The sequence below is a fragment of the Brevibacterium ammoniilyticum genome, from assembly GCF_038429965.1.
GTDB classification, from domain to species: Bacteria; Actinomycetota; Actinomycetes; order Actinomycetales; family Brevibacteriaceae; genus Brevibacterium; species Brevibacterium ammoniilyticum.
The window spans coordinates 134606-151750 of record NZ_BAABNP010000008.1; the positions used below are offsets into that span (position 1 = coordinate 134606).

The 17145-nt window shown below is 68.3% G+C and carries 15 protein-coding genes and 3 tRNA genes; 11 read left to right on the top strand and 7 right to left on the bottom strand.

Features of this window, described 5'->3' with window-relative positions; genetic code table 11:
* The first annotated feature begins 199 nt into the window (after positions 1-199).
* The 4 genes from AAHA49_RS11180 (at position 200) to AAHA49_RS11195 (ending at position 3287) form a co-directional block, all read left to right on the top strand.
* Positions 200-1033: an ABC transporter substrate-binding protein gene (locus AAHA49_RS11180; protein ID WP_342038329.1), complete on the top strand. Its 834-nt coding sequence runs from the start codon at positions 200-202 to the stop codon at positions 1031-1033.
* Between the two features lie 131 nt (positions 1034-1164).
* On the top strand, positions 1165-1956 hold the full coding sequence (locus AAHA49_RS11185) for an amino acid ABC transporter permease (RefSeq protein WP_339393141.1): 792 nt from the start codon (positions 1165-1167) through the stop codon (positions 1954-1956).
* 6 nt (positions 1957-1962) lie between these two features.
* Entirely contained in the window at positions 1963-2745 is a 783-nt protein-coding gene (locus AAHA49_RS11190; protein WP_339393142.1) for an amino acid ABC transporter ATP-binding protein, read from the top strand.
* Between the two features lie 20 nt (positions 2746-2765).
* Positions 2766-3287 (top strand): protein-tyrosine phosphatase family protein, encoded by a 522-nt coding sequence (locus AAHA49_RS11195; protein WP_342038330.1) that lies wholly within the window; start codon positions 2766-2768, stop codon positions 3285-3287.
* A gap of 16 nt (positions 3288-3303) precedes the next feature.
* On the opposite strand, the gene AAHA49_RS11200 is transcribed toward AAHA49_RS11195, so the two are convergent.
* The 4 genes from AAHA49_RS11200 to AAHA49_RS11215 are packed head-to-tail and all read right to left on the bottom strand — an operon-like array spanning position 3304 to position 8754.
* The gene (locus AAHA49_RS11200) at positions 3304-5220 is read right to left on the bottom strand and encodes a GMC family oxidoreductase (protein ID WP_342038331.1); all 1917 of its coding nucleotides are present in this window, start codon (positions 5218-5220) and stop codon (positions 3304-3306) included.
* Positions 5217-5465 carry a DUF2630 family protein gene (locus AAHA49_RS11205; RefSeq protein ID WP_342038332.1) on the bottom strand — a complete coding sequence of 83 codons (249 nt, stop codon included), beginning with the start codon at positions 5463-5465 and terminating at the stop codon, positions 5217-5219. Before AAHA49_RS11205 ends, AAHA49_RS11200 begins: the two co-directional genes overlap by 4 nt.
* 47 nt (positions 5466-5512) lie before the next feature.
* A complete protein-coding gene (locus AAHA49_RS11210) occupies positions 5513-5872 on the bottom strand; it encodes a UBP-type zinc finger domain-containing protein (protein ID WP_339393146.1) in 360 nt (119 codons plus the stop codon).
* 35 nt (positions 5873-5907) lie between these two features.
* The gene (locus AAHA49_RS11215) at positions 5908-8754 is read right to left on the bottom strand and encodes an aminotransferase class I/II-fold pyridoxal phosphate-dependent enzyme (protein WP_342038333.1); all 2847 of its coding nucleotides are present in this window, start codon (positions 8752-8754) and stop codon (positions 5908-5910) included.
* Between the two features lie 126 nt (positions 8755-8880).
* Here AAHA49_RS11215 and AAHA49_RS11220 point away from each other — a divergent pair, with 126 nt between their 5' ends.
* Together AAHA49_RS11220 and AAHA49_RS11225 are read left to right on the top strand one after the other, a co-directional pair.
* A complete protein-coding gene (locus AAHA49_RS11220; protein WP_342038334.1) occupies positions 8881-10680 on the top strand; it encodes a thiamine pyrophosphate-dependent enzyme in 1800 nt (599 codons plus the stop codon).
* A 42-nt stretch (positions 10681-10722) separates the two neighbouring features.
* A complete protein-coding gene (locus tag AAHA49_RS11225) occupies positions 10723-12354 on the top strand; it encodes an amidohydrolase (RefSeq protein ID WP_342038335.1) in 1632 nt (543 codons plus the stop codon).
* 80 nt (positions 12355-12434) lie between these two features.
* On the opposite strand, the gene AAHA49_RS11230 is transcribed toward AAHA49_RS11225, so the two are convergent.
* A complete protein-coding gene (locus tag AAHA49_RS11230) occupies positions 12435-13796 on the bottom strand; it encodes an aspartate aminotransferase family protein (protein ID WP_342038336.1) in 1362 nt (453 codons plus the stop codon).
* Positions 13797-13955: 159 nt separating this feature from the next.
* On the opposite strand from AAHA49_RS11230, the gene AAHA49_RS11235 reads away from it, so the two are divergent.
* A complete protein-coding gene (locus AAHA49_RS11235; RefSeq protein ID WP_342038337.1) occupies positions 13956-14567 on the top strand; it encodes an IMPACT family protein in 612 nt (203 codons plus the stop codon).
* A gap of 69 nt (positions 14568-14636) precedes the next feature.
* On the opposite strand, the gene ybaK is transcribed toward AAHA49_RS11235, so the two are convergent.
* Together ybaK and AAHA49_RS11245 are read right to left on the bottom strand one after the other, a co-directional pair.
* Positions 14637-15137, bottom strand: coding sequence for a Cys-tRNA(Pro) deacylase (gene ybaK / locus AAHA49_RS11240; protein WP_339393153.1), 501 nt, complete (start codon positions 15135-15137; stop codon positions 14637-14639).
* 274 nt (positions 15138-15411) lie between these two features.
* Positions 15412-15759: a metallopeptidase family protein gene (locus tag AAHA49_RS11245; RefSeq protein WP_339393154.1), complete on the bottom strand. Its 348-nt coding sequence runs from the start codon at positions 15757-15759 to the stop codon at positions 15412-15414.
* 223 nt (positions 15760-15982) lie between these two features.
* On the opposite strand from AAHA49_RS11245, the gene AAHA49_RS11250 reads away from it, so the two are divergent.
* The 4 genes from AAHA49_RS11250 to AAHA49_RS11265 all read left to right on the top strand — a co-directional run bounded on the left by AAHA49_RS11250 (position 15983) and on the right by AAHA49_RS11265 (position 17127).
* Positions 15983-16055: transfer RNA gene (locus AAHA49_RS11250), tRNA-Glu, on the top strand.
* A gap of 37 nt (positions 16056-16092) precedes the next feature.
* Positions 16093-16166: transfer RNA gene (locus AAHA49_RS11255), tRNA-Asp, on the top strand.
* Between the two features lie 69 nt (positions 16167-16235).
* Positions 16236-16311 (top strand) — tRNA-Phe (locus AAHA49_RS11260).
* A 333-nt stretch (positions 16312-16644) separates the two neighbouring features.
* The gene (locus tag AAHA49_RS11265; RefSeq protein WP_342038338.1) at positions 16645-17127 is read left to right on the top strand and encodes a GNAT family N-acetyltransferase; all 483 of its coding nucleotides are present in this window, start codon (positions 16645-16647) and stop codon (positions 17125-17127) included.
* Positions 17128-17145: the final 18 nt, after the last annotated feature.

The following is a 17145-nucleotide window of genomic DNA, read 5'->3' on the forward strand; positions in this document are numbered from 1 at the left end:
AGTCCGCCTTGGCGCTTCGCTGTTCCACCCGCGGATCAGGGCCGGGAAACGATTCGGCAACGACCGCCTCGGCGGGGCCGATCGAAACATAATTGTGACACAGGACACGGTACTATACTGCTCAGACGCTATCCGGAATGTGAAACCGGGCAGCGCGAACCCCCGTGACCGTGCCGTCACGACCGATCTGGGAGGATCCATGAAACGACGCTCGACTCTCTCCGCCCTGGCTGTTGGCGCCCTGTTCGCCCTGTCCGCGTGCGGCGGAGGAGGAGGCTCAGGATCCTCGTCGACCGCGGCCGGCGGCGTGCCCCTGGTCAGCGACGGGAAGCTCACCGTCTGTTCGGACATCCCCTACGAGCCGTTCGAGTTCGTCGAGAACGGGAAGAACGTCGGCTTCGATATGGATCTCGCGCAGGCCACGGCCGACGACCTCGGCGTCGAACTCAATGTCATCACCACCGCCTTCGAAGCCATCCAGTCCGGGTCCGCCCTCGACACCGCACAGTGCGACATCGCGCTGTCGGGCATGTCGATCACCGATGACCGGAAGACGAAGATGGACTTCTCCGCCCCCTACCTCAAGGACAACCTCGGGCTCATGGCCACGAAGGACTCCGGGATCAAGGGCATCGCCGACGTCAAGGGCAAGAAGGTCGGCGTCCAGCAGGCGACGACGGGTGAGAAGTACGCGCAGGACAACGGCGCCATCCCCGTCCAGTTCGAGGACTCGGGACTGATGACGCAGGCGATCCAGACCGGCCAGGTCGATTCGGTGATCGGCAACATCTCGATCATCTCGACGGCTGTGGCGTCCGACGACAAGCTCACCTTCGTCGAGGAGTACGACACGGGTGAGGTGCTCGGGGCCGGAGTGAAGAAGGGCAACAAGCCGATGCTCGATGCCTTCGCCAAGACCATGGACCGCCTGTACAAGGACGGTTCGTACGACAAGTCGGTCGACAAGTGGTTCGGCGATGTCGCCGATGCCGCTCGGATCCCCGAAGCGGATCGCGGCGCCGACAACGGCTGAACGACATGACCGGGGCCCGGTCGGCACTGCGCCGACCGGGCCCCGGTCGGTCACCCCGAAACTCACTGAACGGCATCACCTGCCCGATGCTGCGTGACTGCTCATCGGGCCCCTGACCCCGGAGGCACACCTTGGCTCTCAGCGTGCGCCAGCGCGAACGGACTTCGCGCGGCATCCAATACGCGATCCTCATCATCGCGGCCCTGCTGGCGATCTTCCTCGCCGACTGGCAGACGATCTATCTCAAGTTCTTCAACCCCAAGGTGATCGCGGAGCAGTTCCCCGCGATCATCACCACGGCCCTGTTCAACACGATCATCTACACGGCGCTCGGCTTCGTGCTCGCGCTGTCCCTGGGCATCCTGCTCGCGCTCATGAAGATCTCCTCGGTCGCACCGTACCGGTGGATCGCGACGGCCTACATTGAGCTCTTCCGCGGGGTGCCCGCCCTGCTCGTCTTCCTCGCCTTCGGCTACGCCGTGCCCTATGCCTTCGGTGTGCGGATGGACACGTACGTGACCGTCATGCTCGCGCTCGGCATCGTCGAGTCGGCCTACATCGCCGAGACGATCCGAGCAGGTCTGCAGGCGGTCCCGAAGGGACAGTACGAAGCGGCGAGGTCTCTGGGCATGTCCCACACCAGGGCGATGGTCACGATCGTCATCCCGCAGGCGTTCCGGATCATCCTGCCGCCGCTGACGAACGAGATCATCCTCATGACGAAGGACTCCTCGCTCATCTACATCCTCGGGCTCACGGCCTCCCAGTACGAGCTGACGAAGTTCGGCCGGGAGGCGATCTCGAATCCCGAAGCGGGTCTGACGCCGCTCGTCGTGGCCGGCGTCTGCTATCTCGTCATCACCGTCCCCTTGGGCATCCTCGCCCGGCGCTTCGAATCGCGCACCGCCAAGATCAAGAAGTAGGCAGATATGTCGATCGCATCGAAACCGACAGAGAACATCCACGCCGAGGGGTGCACGATCTCCGGCCTCCACAAGTCCTACGGCGACGTCGAGGTGCTCAAGGGCATCGACCTCGACGTCGAACCGGGCCAGGTGGTGTGCCTCATCGGGCCCTCGGGCTCGGGCAAGTCGACGCTGCTGCGCTGCGTCAACCTCCTCGAGCAGCCCAACGCCGGGACGATCACCGTCGCCGGCTTCGACGCCACCGACCCCGATGTCGAGCTCAACAGCCTGCGCCGGCACGTGGGCATGGTCTTCCAGGCGTTCAACCTCTTCCCGCATCTGACCGTGCTGGAGAACTGCACGATCTCCCAACGGCGGGTCCTCCACCGCGGCAAGGCCGAAGCGGAGACGATCGCCGTCGACCGGCTGACGAAGGTGGGACTGGCCGACCTCGCCGACCGCTACCCCGACCAGCTCTCCGGCGGTCAGCAGCAGCGGGTCGCGATCGCCCGGGCGCTCGCGATGGATCCCAACCTCATGCTCTTCGACGAGCCGACCTCCGCGCTCGACCCGGAGACCGTCGGCGACGTCCTCCAGGTCATGCGCCGCCTCGCCGAGGCGGGGATGACGATGGTCGTCGTCACCCATGAGATGGAGTTCGCCCGGCAGGTCGCCGACCGCGTGGTCTTCATGGACGGCGGCGTCGTCGTCGAGGAGGGTCCGGCGAAGGACGTCATCGGCAACCCACAGCACGAGCGGACGAAGCACTTCCTCTCCCGCGTCCTCCACCCCGGCCAGATGGAGTGACGCAGGGGGCGAGGAGGACCATGTCGACGTGGACGACGCGTGAGCCTGGGGTGCTCGCTCTGCCGTCAGGCAGATTGGTGCGCGGACGAGCGCTGTCGGCGTCGCAGCAGCCTTCCCGCTCCCGGCCCGAATCCCCGTCGCAGTCCACACCATCAGACGCTCGAGCGGACTTCGAGCTCATCCTCCTCGGCACGCTCCGGCAGTTCGAGGCCCAGACCGCGCACGCCGGTGAGACTGGGAATGGGACCGCCATCGAGTCGCGCTGGGTGAAATGGCCGGACTTCCGGTTGCCGTCCGACCCTGCCGATGCCGCGGCCGCCTTCGCCGAGGCGTGGGCGCGGGCAGCGTCTGAACGCGTCGGTGTCACCTGCGCGGGCGGCAGGGGTCGCACCGGGACCGCGCTCGCGTGCCTGGCGATCCTCGATGGAGTCCCTCCCGCCGAGGCAGTCGCGTTCGTCCGCGAGCACTACCACCCTCGCGCCGTCGAGACCCCGTGGCAGCGTCGCTTCGTCGAGCACTTCACCGCCGAGACCGCCACTTAGCGCCGAGACTGCAACGCTAAGTGGCCGTCTCGGTGGCTTCGGCGCCGGCGCTAGTGGCACCCCCGACACCGCGATACTCGGCGATGATCTGATCGGAGGCCTTCTCGCTGACCATGTAGACGGCGCTGGCGATGAAGTACCCGGGGATGTCGGGGAACACGCTGGCATCGACGACGCGCAGACCCTCAACCCCGCGCACCCGCAGATCGCCGTCGAGGACCGCCATCGGATCGTCGTCCGCGCCGATCTTCGCAGTCCCGCACGCATGATGACCCCACGCCTCGCGGAGGACGTGATCGCGCAGCTCTTCACGGCTGGAGACCTCGGCTCCGGGCACGAGCTCCCGGACGACCTTCGTATTCTCGATCGCGCCCATGATCGTGCGAGCCATCTCGACGCCGTCGACGACACCCTCGAGATCGGTCTCCCACCCGGGCGAGCCTTCGTCGAAGTACCGCATCCGGATGTCTGGCACATCGCGCGGATCCGCCGACCGCAGCCGCACACTGCCTGCCCGATCCCGCGTCCAGCCCTTGAGCACGAGCATGCTCATCCGGTCATGGTGCGGCTTCGCATCATACGAATAGTGAGGGTAGTACCCGTGGAAGTCCGCGGCGAGCGAGAAGAGGATGACGTCGGTGTCCTCACCCTCGGCCGCGCTCGTGCGCGCGAGCATCGCCGCGAGCGACCCGTTCGTCGAATAGGGCCCGCCGCGATCGGCCTTCCACTCCCGCAGCAGATGATCGTCGGGCTCGCCCGGGGCTGGGAGGTCGAGCGTCGAGTCGTCGAAGATCGGGAAGTCGCCGTCGAGCTCCCCGACGACGGAGACCTCGTAGCGATCGTGGAGGTTCTCCCCGACGCCCGGAGCGTCGACGAGCACATCGATCCCGAACTCTTCGAGCTCCTCCTTCGGCCCGATCCCCGAGAGCTTGAGCAGCTGCGGGGTGTTGAAGGCCCCACCGGAGACGATGACCTCATGGCGGGCGCGAACGGAGAACCGCCTCGGCGAGGGATCCTCCGACCGACGCTGCTCCGGGGTCGCCGCGTAGAGTCCGGCACCGGAGAGGCACTCGACGCCGACGGCCCGGGTGCCCTCGAAGATGACCCGTGTGGCCAGGGCATCGCCGATGATCGTCAGCCGGTCCGGGTGGGCGGCGCGCGCGGCGAGGAGGCGCTCCCGACTGCCGTTGCGCTGTCCCCCGCCGGCGGCGACGGGGACGAACGACATGCCCTGATAGCTCGCCGAGGTGTCGGCGGCGTTGATGTCGCGCGGCAGGGAGACGTCCTCGGGGATGTCGAAGAGGTCCCGGCTCGTCGCCTCGGTGGCGTTGATGATGTCGAGGAATCGGGGTTCGCGCCCGGCGATCGCGGGATTCGCCCGTGTCGTCCGCAGCCAGCCCGAGCGACCGTGGGACGCCTTCGCATCCCGGTCGGCCTCGGTGTCACCGGGCAGCGGCTTCGCGTCGACGCCCTGCCAGTCCTCGATGCGTTCGAAGATCGTGCGCATATGCGCAGGTCCCCAATCCGGGTCACCGGTGAGCGCCTCGAGCGCCTCCCAGTCACGCGAGTGCGGGGCGATGTGGACGAGCGCGCTCACGGCGGTGCTGCCGCCCAGAGTCGAACCGCGGGGATAGAGGACGCCGCCCTCCTTCTCGACCCATTTCGAGTCCTTGGCTGCCCGGTCGGGATCGTCGTAGTGGGAGACGAAGAAGTTCCACACCATGTCGACGTCCTCGCTGGCGTAGGCCTGCATGACGGGGATGTCGTAGTACCCGCATTCATGGTCGCCGCCGGCTTCGATCACGGCGACGCTGAAGCCCACCTCGGCGAGATTGGCCGCGAGCGGACCCCCGCCGGCGCCCGAGCCGACGACGACGAAGTCGAAGACGGCGTCACCGTCGGCGGGTCCGCCTGAGGCGGGACCGGAAGTCACTGGAGGTAGCCCTCGACCTCGCTCACCGGGCGCTCCTTGGCGAGGTTCGGGTCACGACCGGCGTCACGCTCGCCCTGCCGCTGGCGCAGCAGGTCCCAGAGCTGGTCGAGTTCGCCCTCGAGCTGCGCGATGCGCCGGTGTTCCTGCTCTTCGGTGATCTCGCCGTTCCCGAGGCGGCGGCGCAGTTCGCGCTCCTCCTCGACGGCTTCGTTGATCTGCTCATGGATCGACTTGTCGGTGGTCACGGGATGTCCTCTCGAGGGGTCGGAGTGAGGGGTCGGAGCGGGGATGCTCAGCGGTGGATCTTGTCCATCCAGTCCGCGGGCACACGGTCGGCGGGTCCGGGCACGGACTGGGATTCGGGGTGCGCGAGCGGCGGGGCGAGTTCGGGACCGTCGAAGAACTGCTCGGTGCGGAAGTCGTAGAACCAGTCCTCCCCGGGCTCGTAGCTGCGGGTCACGGGGTGGCCGGTCTCCTTGACGTGCTTGGACGCGTGCTGCGAGGGCGAGGTGTCACAGCAGCCGATGTGCCCGCAGGCCGCGCACCGGCGCAGATGAACCCACCACCCGCCGGTCTCCTCGCATTCGACGCATCCCGGACCCGAGGGCGGGACTGAGGGATCGATGTCACCGGGTTGCAGTTGAATCTCCATGCCCCGAGTATGGCACAGGTCACACTGGCGCGACGCTACTCGGTCTCGGCCTCCCCGGCGACCTCCGGCAGGATCACGCGGTAGCCCAGGCGGGCGTCGTAGCCGTGGATCTCCCGGGTGTCGAGCGCGGACATGAAGTCGAGCACCTCGGCGGTGATGACCTGCCCTGGAACGAGCACCGGGAATCCCGGCGGGTACGGGGTGACGAACCCAGCCGAGACCGGGGCCTCCCCGGCTTCGACGCGGCGGCGCAGCTCATGCGGGAGGACGTATTCGACGGAGGACTGCCGCAGCCCCGCGTAGTAGGCGGAGCGGAGGTCGCCGTCGGGAAGCTGCGCTGCGGGATCCTCGGCCGGCACCTCGGCGGCGTATTCGGGGGCGAAGGCGGAGAAGTCCGGCAGGGACGGCATGACGTCGGCGACCTCCCCCGAGGCGTCCGATCGGTTGGACTTGTACGGGTCGGTGAACTTCTCGGCGAGCTTGACGAGGACCTCGATGAGGTAGGCGACGGCGGACCGGGAGGTGCCGATGTTGGTCATGAAGAGCACGGTGTTGCGGCTCGTCTTGTTCACCTGGATGCCGTAGCGGTCCATGAGGTACTCGTGTTTGAACGTGTCCCCGTCGACGCCGGTGCCGGTGATCTCGACGGTGATGCGGCTGGGATCGACGACGAACTCGTCCTTCGTCCACGCGTTCCAGAACGTCGCCAGGCCGTCGCGCAGCGGCATCGACCGGGTGGTCTCCCGGTATTCGGCGGGGATGAGGTCCTTGGCCGTGAGCACCCGGAACGTCTTCTTCAGCAGCGGATGCCGGGCGACGGCCGAGGCGAGGCTGACGGCGAGGTCGAGCTGCTTCTGGACGAGCGCGAAGCCCTCCATCTCGACCTGCCGACGGCCGAGGTCGAGGGAGGCGAGGATCTGGTAGTTCGGCGAGGTCGAGGTGTGCGTCATGTAGGCCTCGTGGAAGGCCTCCTCGGCGCCGGAGCCGAACTCCTGGTCGTAGACGTGGATCATCGAACCCTGCCGCAGCGCCGTGAGCGTCTTGTGCGTCGACTGGGTCGCGTACACCCGGATCGTCGCGTCCGGGGGCGCGAGCAGGGTCTCGTTCAGCCACACCTCGTCCGGTGCCGGTTCGCCGGTGACCGGGTCGAACAGGCGCTTGCGCTGCTCCCGGTAGGCGGCGTCGTGGGAGTTCGTCCGCAGCGTCTCATCGAGGCGTTCGGCCGCGACCATCGCGGTGCGCTTGCGGGTGACGGGGTGGAAGCGGGCGAAGGCGAACCACGCTTCGTCCCAGAGGAAGACGAGGTCGGGTTTGATCGCGAGGCATTCGGCCATGACGCGTTCGGGGTCGTAGACGATGCCGTCGAACGTGCAGTTCGTCAGGGTGATCATCCGCACCTCGTCGAGGCGGCCGGCCGCCCGGTAGTCGAGGAGGAGCTTCTTGATCCGGCTGAGGGGAACCGCGCCGTAGAACGCGAAGTCGTTGAGCGGGTACGCCTCGAGGTAGGCGGTGCGGGCACCGGTGAGCATGAGAGCGTGGTGGTGGGACTTGTGGCAGTTGCGGTCGACCATGACGACCTCGCCGGGGGCGACGATGGCCTGGTGGACGATCTTGTTCGCCGTCGACGTGCCGTTGGTGACGAAGTACGTCCGCTTCGCCCCGAAGGCGCGGGCGGCCAGCGACTGCGCCTTCTTCAGGGTGCGCACGGGGGCGAGCAGCGAGTCGAGCTCACCCGAGGTCGCGCTCGTCTCGGCGAGCAGGAGGTTGAGGCCGTAGAAGTCGACGAAGTCGCTGATCCACTTCGATCCGACGACGGAGCCGCCGCGGGAGACGGGCAGGGCGTGGAAGACGCCGGCGGGGCGGCGGGCGTGCTCCTGGATGGCGGCGAAGAACGGGGTGTCCCAGAGGTGCTGGACGCGTCGGAGCAGGGAGAGGTGGAGTTCGAACTGGTCCTCCCGGCGGAACACCCTGCGGAATCGGTGGGTGAGCGCCCCCGCGAGGCTCTCGATGTGGGCGCCGGCCATGAGGTAGAGGTCGAGTTCGGGGCGCAGTCCCGCCAGGGTGTCGGCGAGCCGGAGCACTCGGCGCACGGAGTTGAGCGGGCTCATCGGCCCTGTCGGCGAGGACGTCGTGCCCTCGTGGGCGAGCGCGACGGCGTTGCGGAGGTCGCGGCTGAGCACCTCCCGGGTCCGGTCGGTGAAGCCGGGGCGGATGACGCAGGCGAGCAGGTTCGGGTTCGTCAGGGCCGCGACCACGGCGTCGTCGGCGGTGGGGACGATGACGTAGTCGTAGATGAACTGGTCGCCGGGGCTGCGCAGCCGCAGCAGGTCGGAGTGGAGTTCGTCGCGGCCGCCCTCGGTCGTCTCGTCGACGATGAGGACTTCGAACCGGGGGCGCGGATCCTGCCGGTCGCGCTGTTCGGCACGCTCCTCCTCGGTGAGCTCCTCATCGATCGTGTCGGGCACCGTCGTGCCGCGCAGACGGTTGACCGCCTTGGTGATCATGTCGTGGGCCTTGTCGAACTCGCCGTCGGAGAGGAGTTCGGCGATCTCCACGACGTAGCGCTGGCCGAAGCCGCCCCAGTAGAGCTCGATCGTCTTCAGAGATCGCAGGGACCGCCACACCTCGCCGTCGGCGGCGATCATCGAGAAGTCCCCGCCGCTCATGACGAGGCGTTTGATCGCGTACTTGAGGTACTCCCACGCATCCGAACGCAGCCGCCACGTGCTCGCCGGCATCCCCGGGTCGCGTTCGAGCCGCGCCTTCTCGGGGCGGGCGAGGAATCCCTGCTTCGTCGAGACGGGTTTGCCGCCTCGGTCCGAGGACAGGCCGGAGGTGAAGGGGGCGCCTCCCGGGAAATCGTCGGAATCGATGCCGGTCATGCTCGAGCCTCCTGGCGTGATGGTGCGCTGGTGCGGAATCCGTTGTGCTGACGATCATACGGCCTTGCCTCGACCGGATGGACACCGCGGTGCGCACTTGAGACGAAACAGTGATAAGCATGGTCCATGGTCTTCACCGAGTCGCTCACCGCCGGCCACCTCATCGTCAGCGAGCTCGAGGCCCACGGGGTGAGGCGCGCGTACCTCGTCCCCGGAGAGTCCTACCTCGACGTCCTCGACGGCCTCCACGATTCGCCGATCGAGACGATCGTGTGCCGCCAGGAGGGCGGGGCCGGCTACATGGCCGTGGCCGAGGGCCGGATGACCGGCATCCCCGGCATCGCCATGGTCACCCGGGGTCCGGGGGCGGCGAACGTCATGGCCGCCGTCCACACCGCGTACCAGGATGCGACCCCGTTCGTCGTGTTCGTCGGGCTCATCCCCACCGCGGCGCGCGGTCGTGAGGCGTTCCAGGAGTTCGACCTGTCCGCGTGGTTCTCCTCGACCGCGAAGTCGGTCCTCGTCCTCGATGATCCGGACAAGGCCGCCGAGGTGGTCGTCGACGCCCTCCACACCGCCGTATCCGGCCGGCCGGGTCCCGTCATCGTCGGTCTGCCCGAGGAGGTGCTCACCAAGCGCACGAGCGCCCCGGTGCTGGCGCCGCGCACGGTCGGTGCGCCGGCCCCCGACGACGGCGACCTCACCGAGCTGCGCGCCCGCATCGACCAGGCCGAACGGCCCGTGCTCATCATCGGCGGAGAGGACTGGTCGCCTGCGACCTCGGAGCGCATCGCCCGGTGGTCGCACGATCGCGGCCTCGGTGTCATCGGCACGTTCCGCGCCTATGACGGCATCGACCATGACGCCCCGAACTTCCTCGGCATCCTCGGCTACGGGGCGGCTCCCGTGGCGAAGCGGGTGTTCGACGAGGCGGACCTCCACATCTTCCTCGGCTGCGTGCGCACGGATGTCGCCACCGACGGGTTCACGATCGGCACGGAGCAGCGGACGATCGTCATCGGCCCCGACCCGGATGCGCACGGCCACTTCGGTCGCCTCGACGAGCACATCGTCACCTCGGTGAACAGGTTCGCCGGCCGCCTCTTCGCCGCGGACGGGACTCCCGCGTACACGGTCTCCGCCGACGGCAGCGTCGCCGAGGCCTCGGGCGAGGGGGCGAGCGACGGCGCCGACAGCGGTGACGACCCGACCCTGCCGACCTGGGTCCGGGAAGCCCGTACCGAGCTCGTGGCCTGGCGGGAGCCGAAGCCGGTCGCGGTCCCGGTGGGGGCGATCTCGGCGGGAGCCGCCTCGGCGGGGGACGCGGGAGGCGCAGACGAGGTGGCCACAGCCGCCTCGGCGGGGAACGACGACCGCACCTACGTCGACATGGACGAGGCGTTCTCCCATGTCAGGGAGCTGCTGCCGGCGGATGCGATCATCACGTACGGGGCGGGGAACTTCTCCGGCTGGGCCACCCGATTCCTGCCCACGCACGGATTCCCCTCGGCGCTGGGGCCGCGGAACGGGTCGATGGGCTTCGGCCTGCCGGCCGCGGTCGCCGCCGGGCTCGTCGCCCCGGACCGGACGGTGTTCTGCATCTCCGGCGACGGGGACTTCCTCATGAACGGCCAGGAGCTCGCGACCGCGGCCCAGTACGGGGTCGATCTCACGATCGTCGTCAACGACAACTCCGTCTACGGGACGATCCGCGGCCACCAGGACCGGGACTACCCGGGGCGGGCGACGGGCACGACGCTGGAGAACCCGAACTTCGCGGCCATGGCCACGGCGTTCGGGGGTCTCGGCATCCGGGTCGAACGCACCGAGGACTTCCGGGAGGCGTTCGCCGCGGCCCTGAACCACCGGGGCCCGGCACTCGTCCACTGCCTCACCGACCCCGCGATCCGCGGGGCCAGGCTGTGATGGCACACTCGAGGGGAACCAGTCTCCGATGAAGGCGGCCCCATGAGAATCGACGCGATCTTCACCGATCTCGACGCGCACACCCTTGACCCGACCCGGCCCAGGGTCTCGAAGATCGGCGTCTCCTCCGGCCGGATCGTCGGCGTCGACGAGGAGCTCGACGGCATCGACGCCGACCGGGTCGAATCGCTCGGCGGGGCGACCGTGCTGCCCGGCTTCAACGACGTCCACTGCCATACGACATGGTTCGGGCTCACGCTCGCCTCCGTCGACGTCACCGCGATGCCCGGCGGACTGCCCGACGTCTACGCGGCGCTTAAGACGGCGGCCGCGACGACGCCTGCGGGCGAATGGATCAATGCGACCGGATACGCGCACCGCGACTACGACGGGCAGTACCCGGACCTGGCCCGTCTCGATGAGATCACCGGGGACCGGCCCCTGTTCATGCGCCAGACCTCGGGGCATGCCGCGATCGTCAACACCGCGGCGATGCGCCTGGCCGGGATCCTCGAGCCCGACTTCACCGACCCCATCGGCGGGAAGGTCGTCCGCGACGCCGCAGGACACCCGACGGGACTCGTCGAGGAGACCGCGCAGGGCCTCGTCCAGGACCTCATCCGCCCGTACTCGCTCGAGACGATCGTCGACGCCCTCGACCTCGCGACCGCGCAGTACGCGAGAGAGGGCATCACCTCGTTCGGGGAGTGCGGGATCGCCTACGGCTGGATCGGCCACTCCCCCATCGAGATCTCCGCATACCTGCGCGCCCGCGAGGAGGGAAGGCTGCGCGCCCGGGCCCAGCTCATGCCGCAGGCCGACGGTCTCCATCCGATCGCCGCGCACCCTGCCGACGGGTTCGGCATCGGCCTCGACGCGGGACTGCGCACCGGCCTCGGCGACGACATGATCAGCATCGGCCCCGTGAAGTTCTTCATGGACGGGGCGCTGTCCGGGGAGACCGCGGCGCTGCGGGAGAACTACGAGGGCCGCGACCATCCCGGCTACCTCCAGGCCGACGCCGAGGCGCTGCGGCGCCAGATCCTCGACACCTACGCCTCCGGGTGGTCACTGGCCGTCCACGCGATCGGGGATGCCGCCGTCGATGCGGCGATCGCGACCATCGTCGAGGCGCAGAACCGCTACGGCAGGCGGGCCGTACCCAACCGGATCGAGCACGCCGGGATGGTCCACGACGAGCATCTGGCGACCCTGGCCGAGCACGGAATCGCCGTGACCCCGCAGGCCGCGTTCGCTGCGGCGATCGGCGACGGCATGAACCGCTCCGTCGGGCCGCAGCGCCGCCGTCTGCTCTACCGCGCGAAGTCGTTCCTCGACTCAGGCGTCCTGTTGCCGGGCAGTTCGGATCGTCCGTGCGCCGACGGCACTGCCCTGCGGGGCATCGGCGCGTTCGTCACCCGTGCCACCCGTGAGGGCGATGTCATGGGCTCGGCTGCGGAGAGGCTCACCCCCGCCGAGGCGGTCGCCGCCTACACCTCGGTCGCCGCGATCGCCTCGGGGCAGGGGGCTGCGAAGGGGACGCTGGCTCGCGGGAAGCTCGCGGACTTCGTCGCCTTGGACGCCCATCCCGCCGAGGTGACCCCTGCGGAGATCGCCGACATCCCCGTGCGCGCCACCGTCCTCGGCGGCGAGTTCACCCACGACGCCAGGTAGCCGCCTCAGCAACCCTCCGGGCGCTGGGCAACCCGGCGCAGGGTGGCTGAGCGCCCGGAGGGTTGCTGAGATGAGCGCATTCAGCGGTCGAAGTCGAGGCCGGTGAGAACCTCCTCGAGGATCCCGAGGCCCGCCTCGAGGTCGTCCTCGCTGATGTTGATCGGCGGGACGACGTGGATGCGGTGGTAGTTGTTGAAGATGACGAGGCCGCGTTCCTTGAGTGCTGCGAGCACGGAGGCGACCTCGGGTGAGCCGCCGCCGTACGTGGCGAGCGGCTCCTTCGTCTCCTTGTCCCAGACGAGTTCGATCGCCCAGAACGCTCCGGTTCCACGGACCTCGCCGACGTGCTTCGACGCCTCGGCGATCTGTCGCAGGCGGGGGCCGATGATCTCCTCGCCGATGCGCGCGGCATGGTCGACCATGCCTTCGTTCTCCATCGCATCGATCGTCGCGACAGCGGCGGCGCACGCGAGCGGGTGCCCGGAGTAGGTCAGCCCTCCGGGGTAGGCCACCTCGGCGAAGGCGTCATAGATGTCGTCGTTCATGATCACTCCGCCGAGCGGCACATACCCGGAGTTGACGCCCTTGGCGAAGGTGATGATGTCGGGGACGATGTCGAAGTGCTCGAAGGCGAACCACTTCCCGGTCCGGCCGAAGCCGGCCATGACCTCATCGGCGATGAGGACGATGCCGTGCTCGTCGGCCAGGGTCCGCACGCCCTGCATGTACTCCGAGCTCGGGATCATGATGCCGGCGGTACCGGGGATCGATTCGAGGACGATCGCGGCGATCGTCGACGGGCCTTCGAGTTCGATGGTCCGCTCGAGGTGGCGCAGGGCTCGCTCCGTCTCCTCCGCCTCGGTGGTGGCGGCGAATTCGGAGCGGTAGAGGAAGGGGCCGAAGAAGTGGACGACACCGGAGTCGCCGAGGTCGTTCCTCCACCGGCGCGGATCCCCGGTGACGTTGATGGCCGTCTGGGTGCCTCCGTGGTACGAACGGTAGCGGGAGAGAACCTTGTGCTTGCCTGTGGTCAGGCGGGCCATGCGGATCGCGTGCTCATTGGCGTCGGCGCCGCCGTTGGTGAAGAAGACGTGGTCGAGGCCTGACGGGGTGCGTTCGGTGATGAGGCGGGCGGCCTCCGACCGGGCGGCGTTGACGTGGGCGGGGCTGATCGTGCAGAGCAGGTCGGCCTGCTCCTTGATCGCGGCGACGACCTTGGGGTGCTGGTGGCCGATGTTGGTATTCACCAGCTGGGAGGAGAAGTCGAGCAGCGGCCGGCCCTCACCGTCGAAGATGTAAGAGCCTGCGGCGCGGGAGACGGTCATCGGGTTGAGCGTGCGCTGCGCCGACCACGAATGGAAGACGTGGGCCCGGTCGAGGTCGTAGGCACGGGCGGATTCGTCCTTGATCTCCGCGATCTCCGCTTCGCTGAACTGCTCCATATCGCTGGCCTTTCGCCGTGGTCGAATCCGGGCTTGAGCGCACCGTCACGGTGCCGCTTGGACTCATCGTAGAGCACACCGCGGGGCAGGTCGCAGGGCGCAGCGCGAGGAAGTTCGCAGGACACAGCGCACGGGAACGGCTTCGCTAGAGTGAGGCCCATGCCCTACCGCACGATCACCCGCACCTCCGAGGCCGAGATCGAGATCAAACGGTCACGTTTCTTAGGCCTCGTCGCCCCGGTGGCCGATGAGGCGGAGGCCCGCGAGGTCATCGCCGGGCAGCGGTCGATCCACCCGAAGGCCAGGCACCACTGCACGGCGTTCATCCTCGATCCCGATTCCCGCACCCAGCGCTTCAGCGACGACGGCGAGCCGGCGGGCACGGCGGGCGCTCCGATCCTCGACGTCCTCGCAGGTCACGGCCTCACCTATGTCGTTGCGGTCGTCACCAGGTATTTCGGGGGAACCCTGCTCGGGGCGGGCGGGCTCGTGCGCGCGTACGGTCAGGCCGCCTCGGCGGCAGTGGATCTTGCCCCCGTCGTGACGAAACGGGAGCTCGTGCCGATCCGGGCCGAGGTCGACTACGCCCAGGCGAACGCGCTCGAGCGGGCGGCTGAGATGCGGGGCTGGTCGGTGCGGGCCGAGTACGGCGCCGAGGTGGTCCTGACCGTCCTCGCTCCCGTCGCCGAGGTGGACCCGGCCCTGACGATGTTCGCCGACCTCACTGCAGGTCAGGCCCATCCGAACGTCGGCGACGTCGAATGGGCCTGAGGGTGCGCGGCCGAGACCGAGCGGGCTGGGCCTGAGCGGGGCCGGTCTGGGTCGGGCTGGGAGGATCCGTCAGTCAAGGGCGGCGATCTTCGCGACCTGCGCGTTGGTGAGCATGACGAGGTCCTCGGGGCGGATCTCGATCTCGAGGCCGCGGCGGCCGGCGGAGACGAAGACGGAGGCGTGCTCGAGCGCGGTGCGGTCGATGACGACGGGCACGGCGTGGCGCTGCCCGAACGGGGAGACGCCGCCGACCGGGTAACCGGTGCGGCGCTCGGTCTCGGCGACGCCGGCGAGCTGGGCCTTCTTCGCACCCCGCGCCGAGGCCAAGGCCTTGAGGTCGAGCTGTCCGGAGACGGGGACGAGAGCGGTGACGGGGGCCCCGTCGACCTGGATCATCAGGGTCTTGAACACCTGGTCGGATCCGACGCCGAGCTTGTCGGCGGCCTCCGAGCCGTAGCGTCGGGTGGCGGGGTCGTGCTCGAAGCTGTGCAGGCTGTAGTCGATTCCTGCGAGATTGAGGACTCGAACGGCTGGGGTTGCCGCGCTTGCCGGTTTGGATGCAACTGTCATAGGGGGGATCGTGCCTCCTGCCCGTGGATCGGGCGGGACGTCCAGAGTGCATCTGTCGAGGCTGATCGGCCCCGAACGTCCCGCGTCGATACGGACGGAATGTTGTTTCGATTGCTGTTTCCGTACCCGCCCACAATAGGCGAAACGTCAAGCCCAGCGCCAATCACGAAGGCCTGTGCGAACTCCCCGGTAGCCCGTTTCCCTCCTGTTCACGCGGGGAGGATAGGGCCAGGAGCCTTGTCTTCTCGGCGGCGGCGTGCCGGTCCGGCGGGGATCAGCCCCAACCGATTTCGTGGAGACGGTCGTCGTCGATGCCGTAGAAGTGGGCGATCTCGTGGACGATCGTCACGACGATCTCTTCGCGGAGGTGGTCGCGGTCCTCGGCGTAGGCGATGAGGTTGGCGCGGTAGAGGAAGATCGTGTCAGGCATCTCGAGGCCCATCTGCCCGCGTTCGCCGATCGGGGTGCCGTCGTAGAGGCCGAGCAGCGTCGTGCTCCCGTCCTCGGGGACGTCCTGGATGAAGAGGGCGACGTTGTCGAGCTCGTCGGTCACCCCGGCGGGCAGATCGTCGATGGCCTCGTCGAGGATCTCCTCGAACTCCTCGTCGCTCAGATGTTCCATGCCCCGATCCTAACCATTCCCCGCCCTCGCTCCCCACGCTCGCCGAGGCGGTCGCTGGGAGGGGTGGGCCACCTCGGCGAGGGGGTGGATCGGACCCGGGATCGGGGTCCGGATCAGAGTCCGGGACGCTGTGACGGAGGACACCGGTTCCCGCTTTGCATTCTTCGAAAAGGTTGGGATAAGCTTAACGTCGTTGCCCACGGGGAATCCGAGAGCAAACTAGGCCCCCATCGTCTAGAGGCCTAGGACACCGCCCTTTCACGGCGGCGACACGGGTTCGAATCCCGTTGGGGGTACGGTGTAGGATCGAAAGGTCTGTCACCACAACAGCAAGGCCCTGTGGCGCAGTTGGTTAGCGCGCCGCCCTGTCACGGCGGAGGTCGCGGGTTCGAGTCCCGTCAGGGTCGCGGAGCATAAGGCTCTTCTTCGGAAGAGCCTTTGTCTCTCTCGGCATACTTTTCGTATGTCGGCGACTCGGCTCTGTAGCTCAGTTGGTAGAGCGTTCGACTGAAAATCGAAAGGTCACCGGATCGACGCCGGTCGGAGCCACCAGAGAAGAACCCCGCGGATTCCGCGGGGTTCTTCGCGTTTGCAGGGTGGGGGCGGGGGCACTGACGCTCTCCGCAAAAGCACGGCCGGCCACCCTCCGAGGTTGAGCTCACTCTGGTTTCTACAGCTCAGTTCGCGAACTGGGCTCTCCGCACTCACGTGTGCCGGTCGTCCGCGAGGCCCTGCCCGGCCGTTCACGGCAGGCCCGGCCGCTCACTGCGGCGCCCAGTCGGCTGCTCTCCGAGGTTGAGCTCACTCTGGTTTCTACAGCTCAGTTCGCGAACTGAGCTCTCGAAACTCACCTGTGCCCGAATCCGGTGGGGTTAGCATGCACCCATGAGCAACGACGCGCATCTCGCTCCCGGCGACCCCACTCCCGCCTCCGACAACGCCGCTCCAATTGATGGCACCGCGACTGACAATTCCGTCGCCGTCGAGTGGCGCGGCCGGGTGACCGATGATGAGATCAACGTCCTCCACGCCGAGGCATTCGAGCACCGGGTTCTCGACGACGACTGGCTCACCCCGCTGACGACGCTCAGCCTCGGGTGGGTGACCGCCCGCGATGAGGACGAGCTCGTCGGCTTCGTCAATGTCATCTGGGACGGCGGTGTCCACGCGTTCATCGAGGACACCGCGGTGGCCGAACGGGTCCGGCGCCGCGGCATCGGCAGGCGCCTCATCGCCGTCGCCCGCGAGAACGCCACGGCGGCCGGGTGCGAATGGCTGCACGTCGACTTCGACGATCACCTGCGCAGCTTCTACTTCGACGCGTGCGGTTTCGCCCCGACGAACGCGGGACTCATGCGCCTGAAGTGAGGGGCCTTCGGTCTGCGT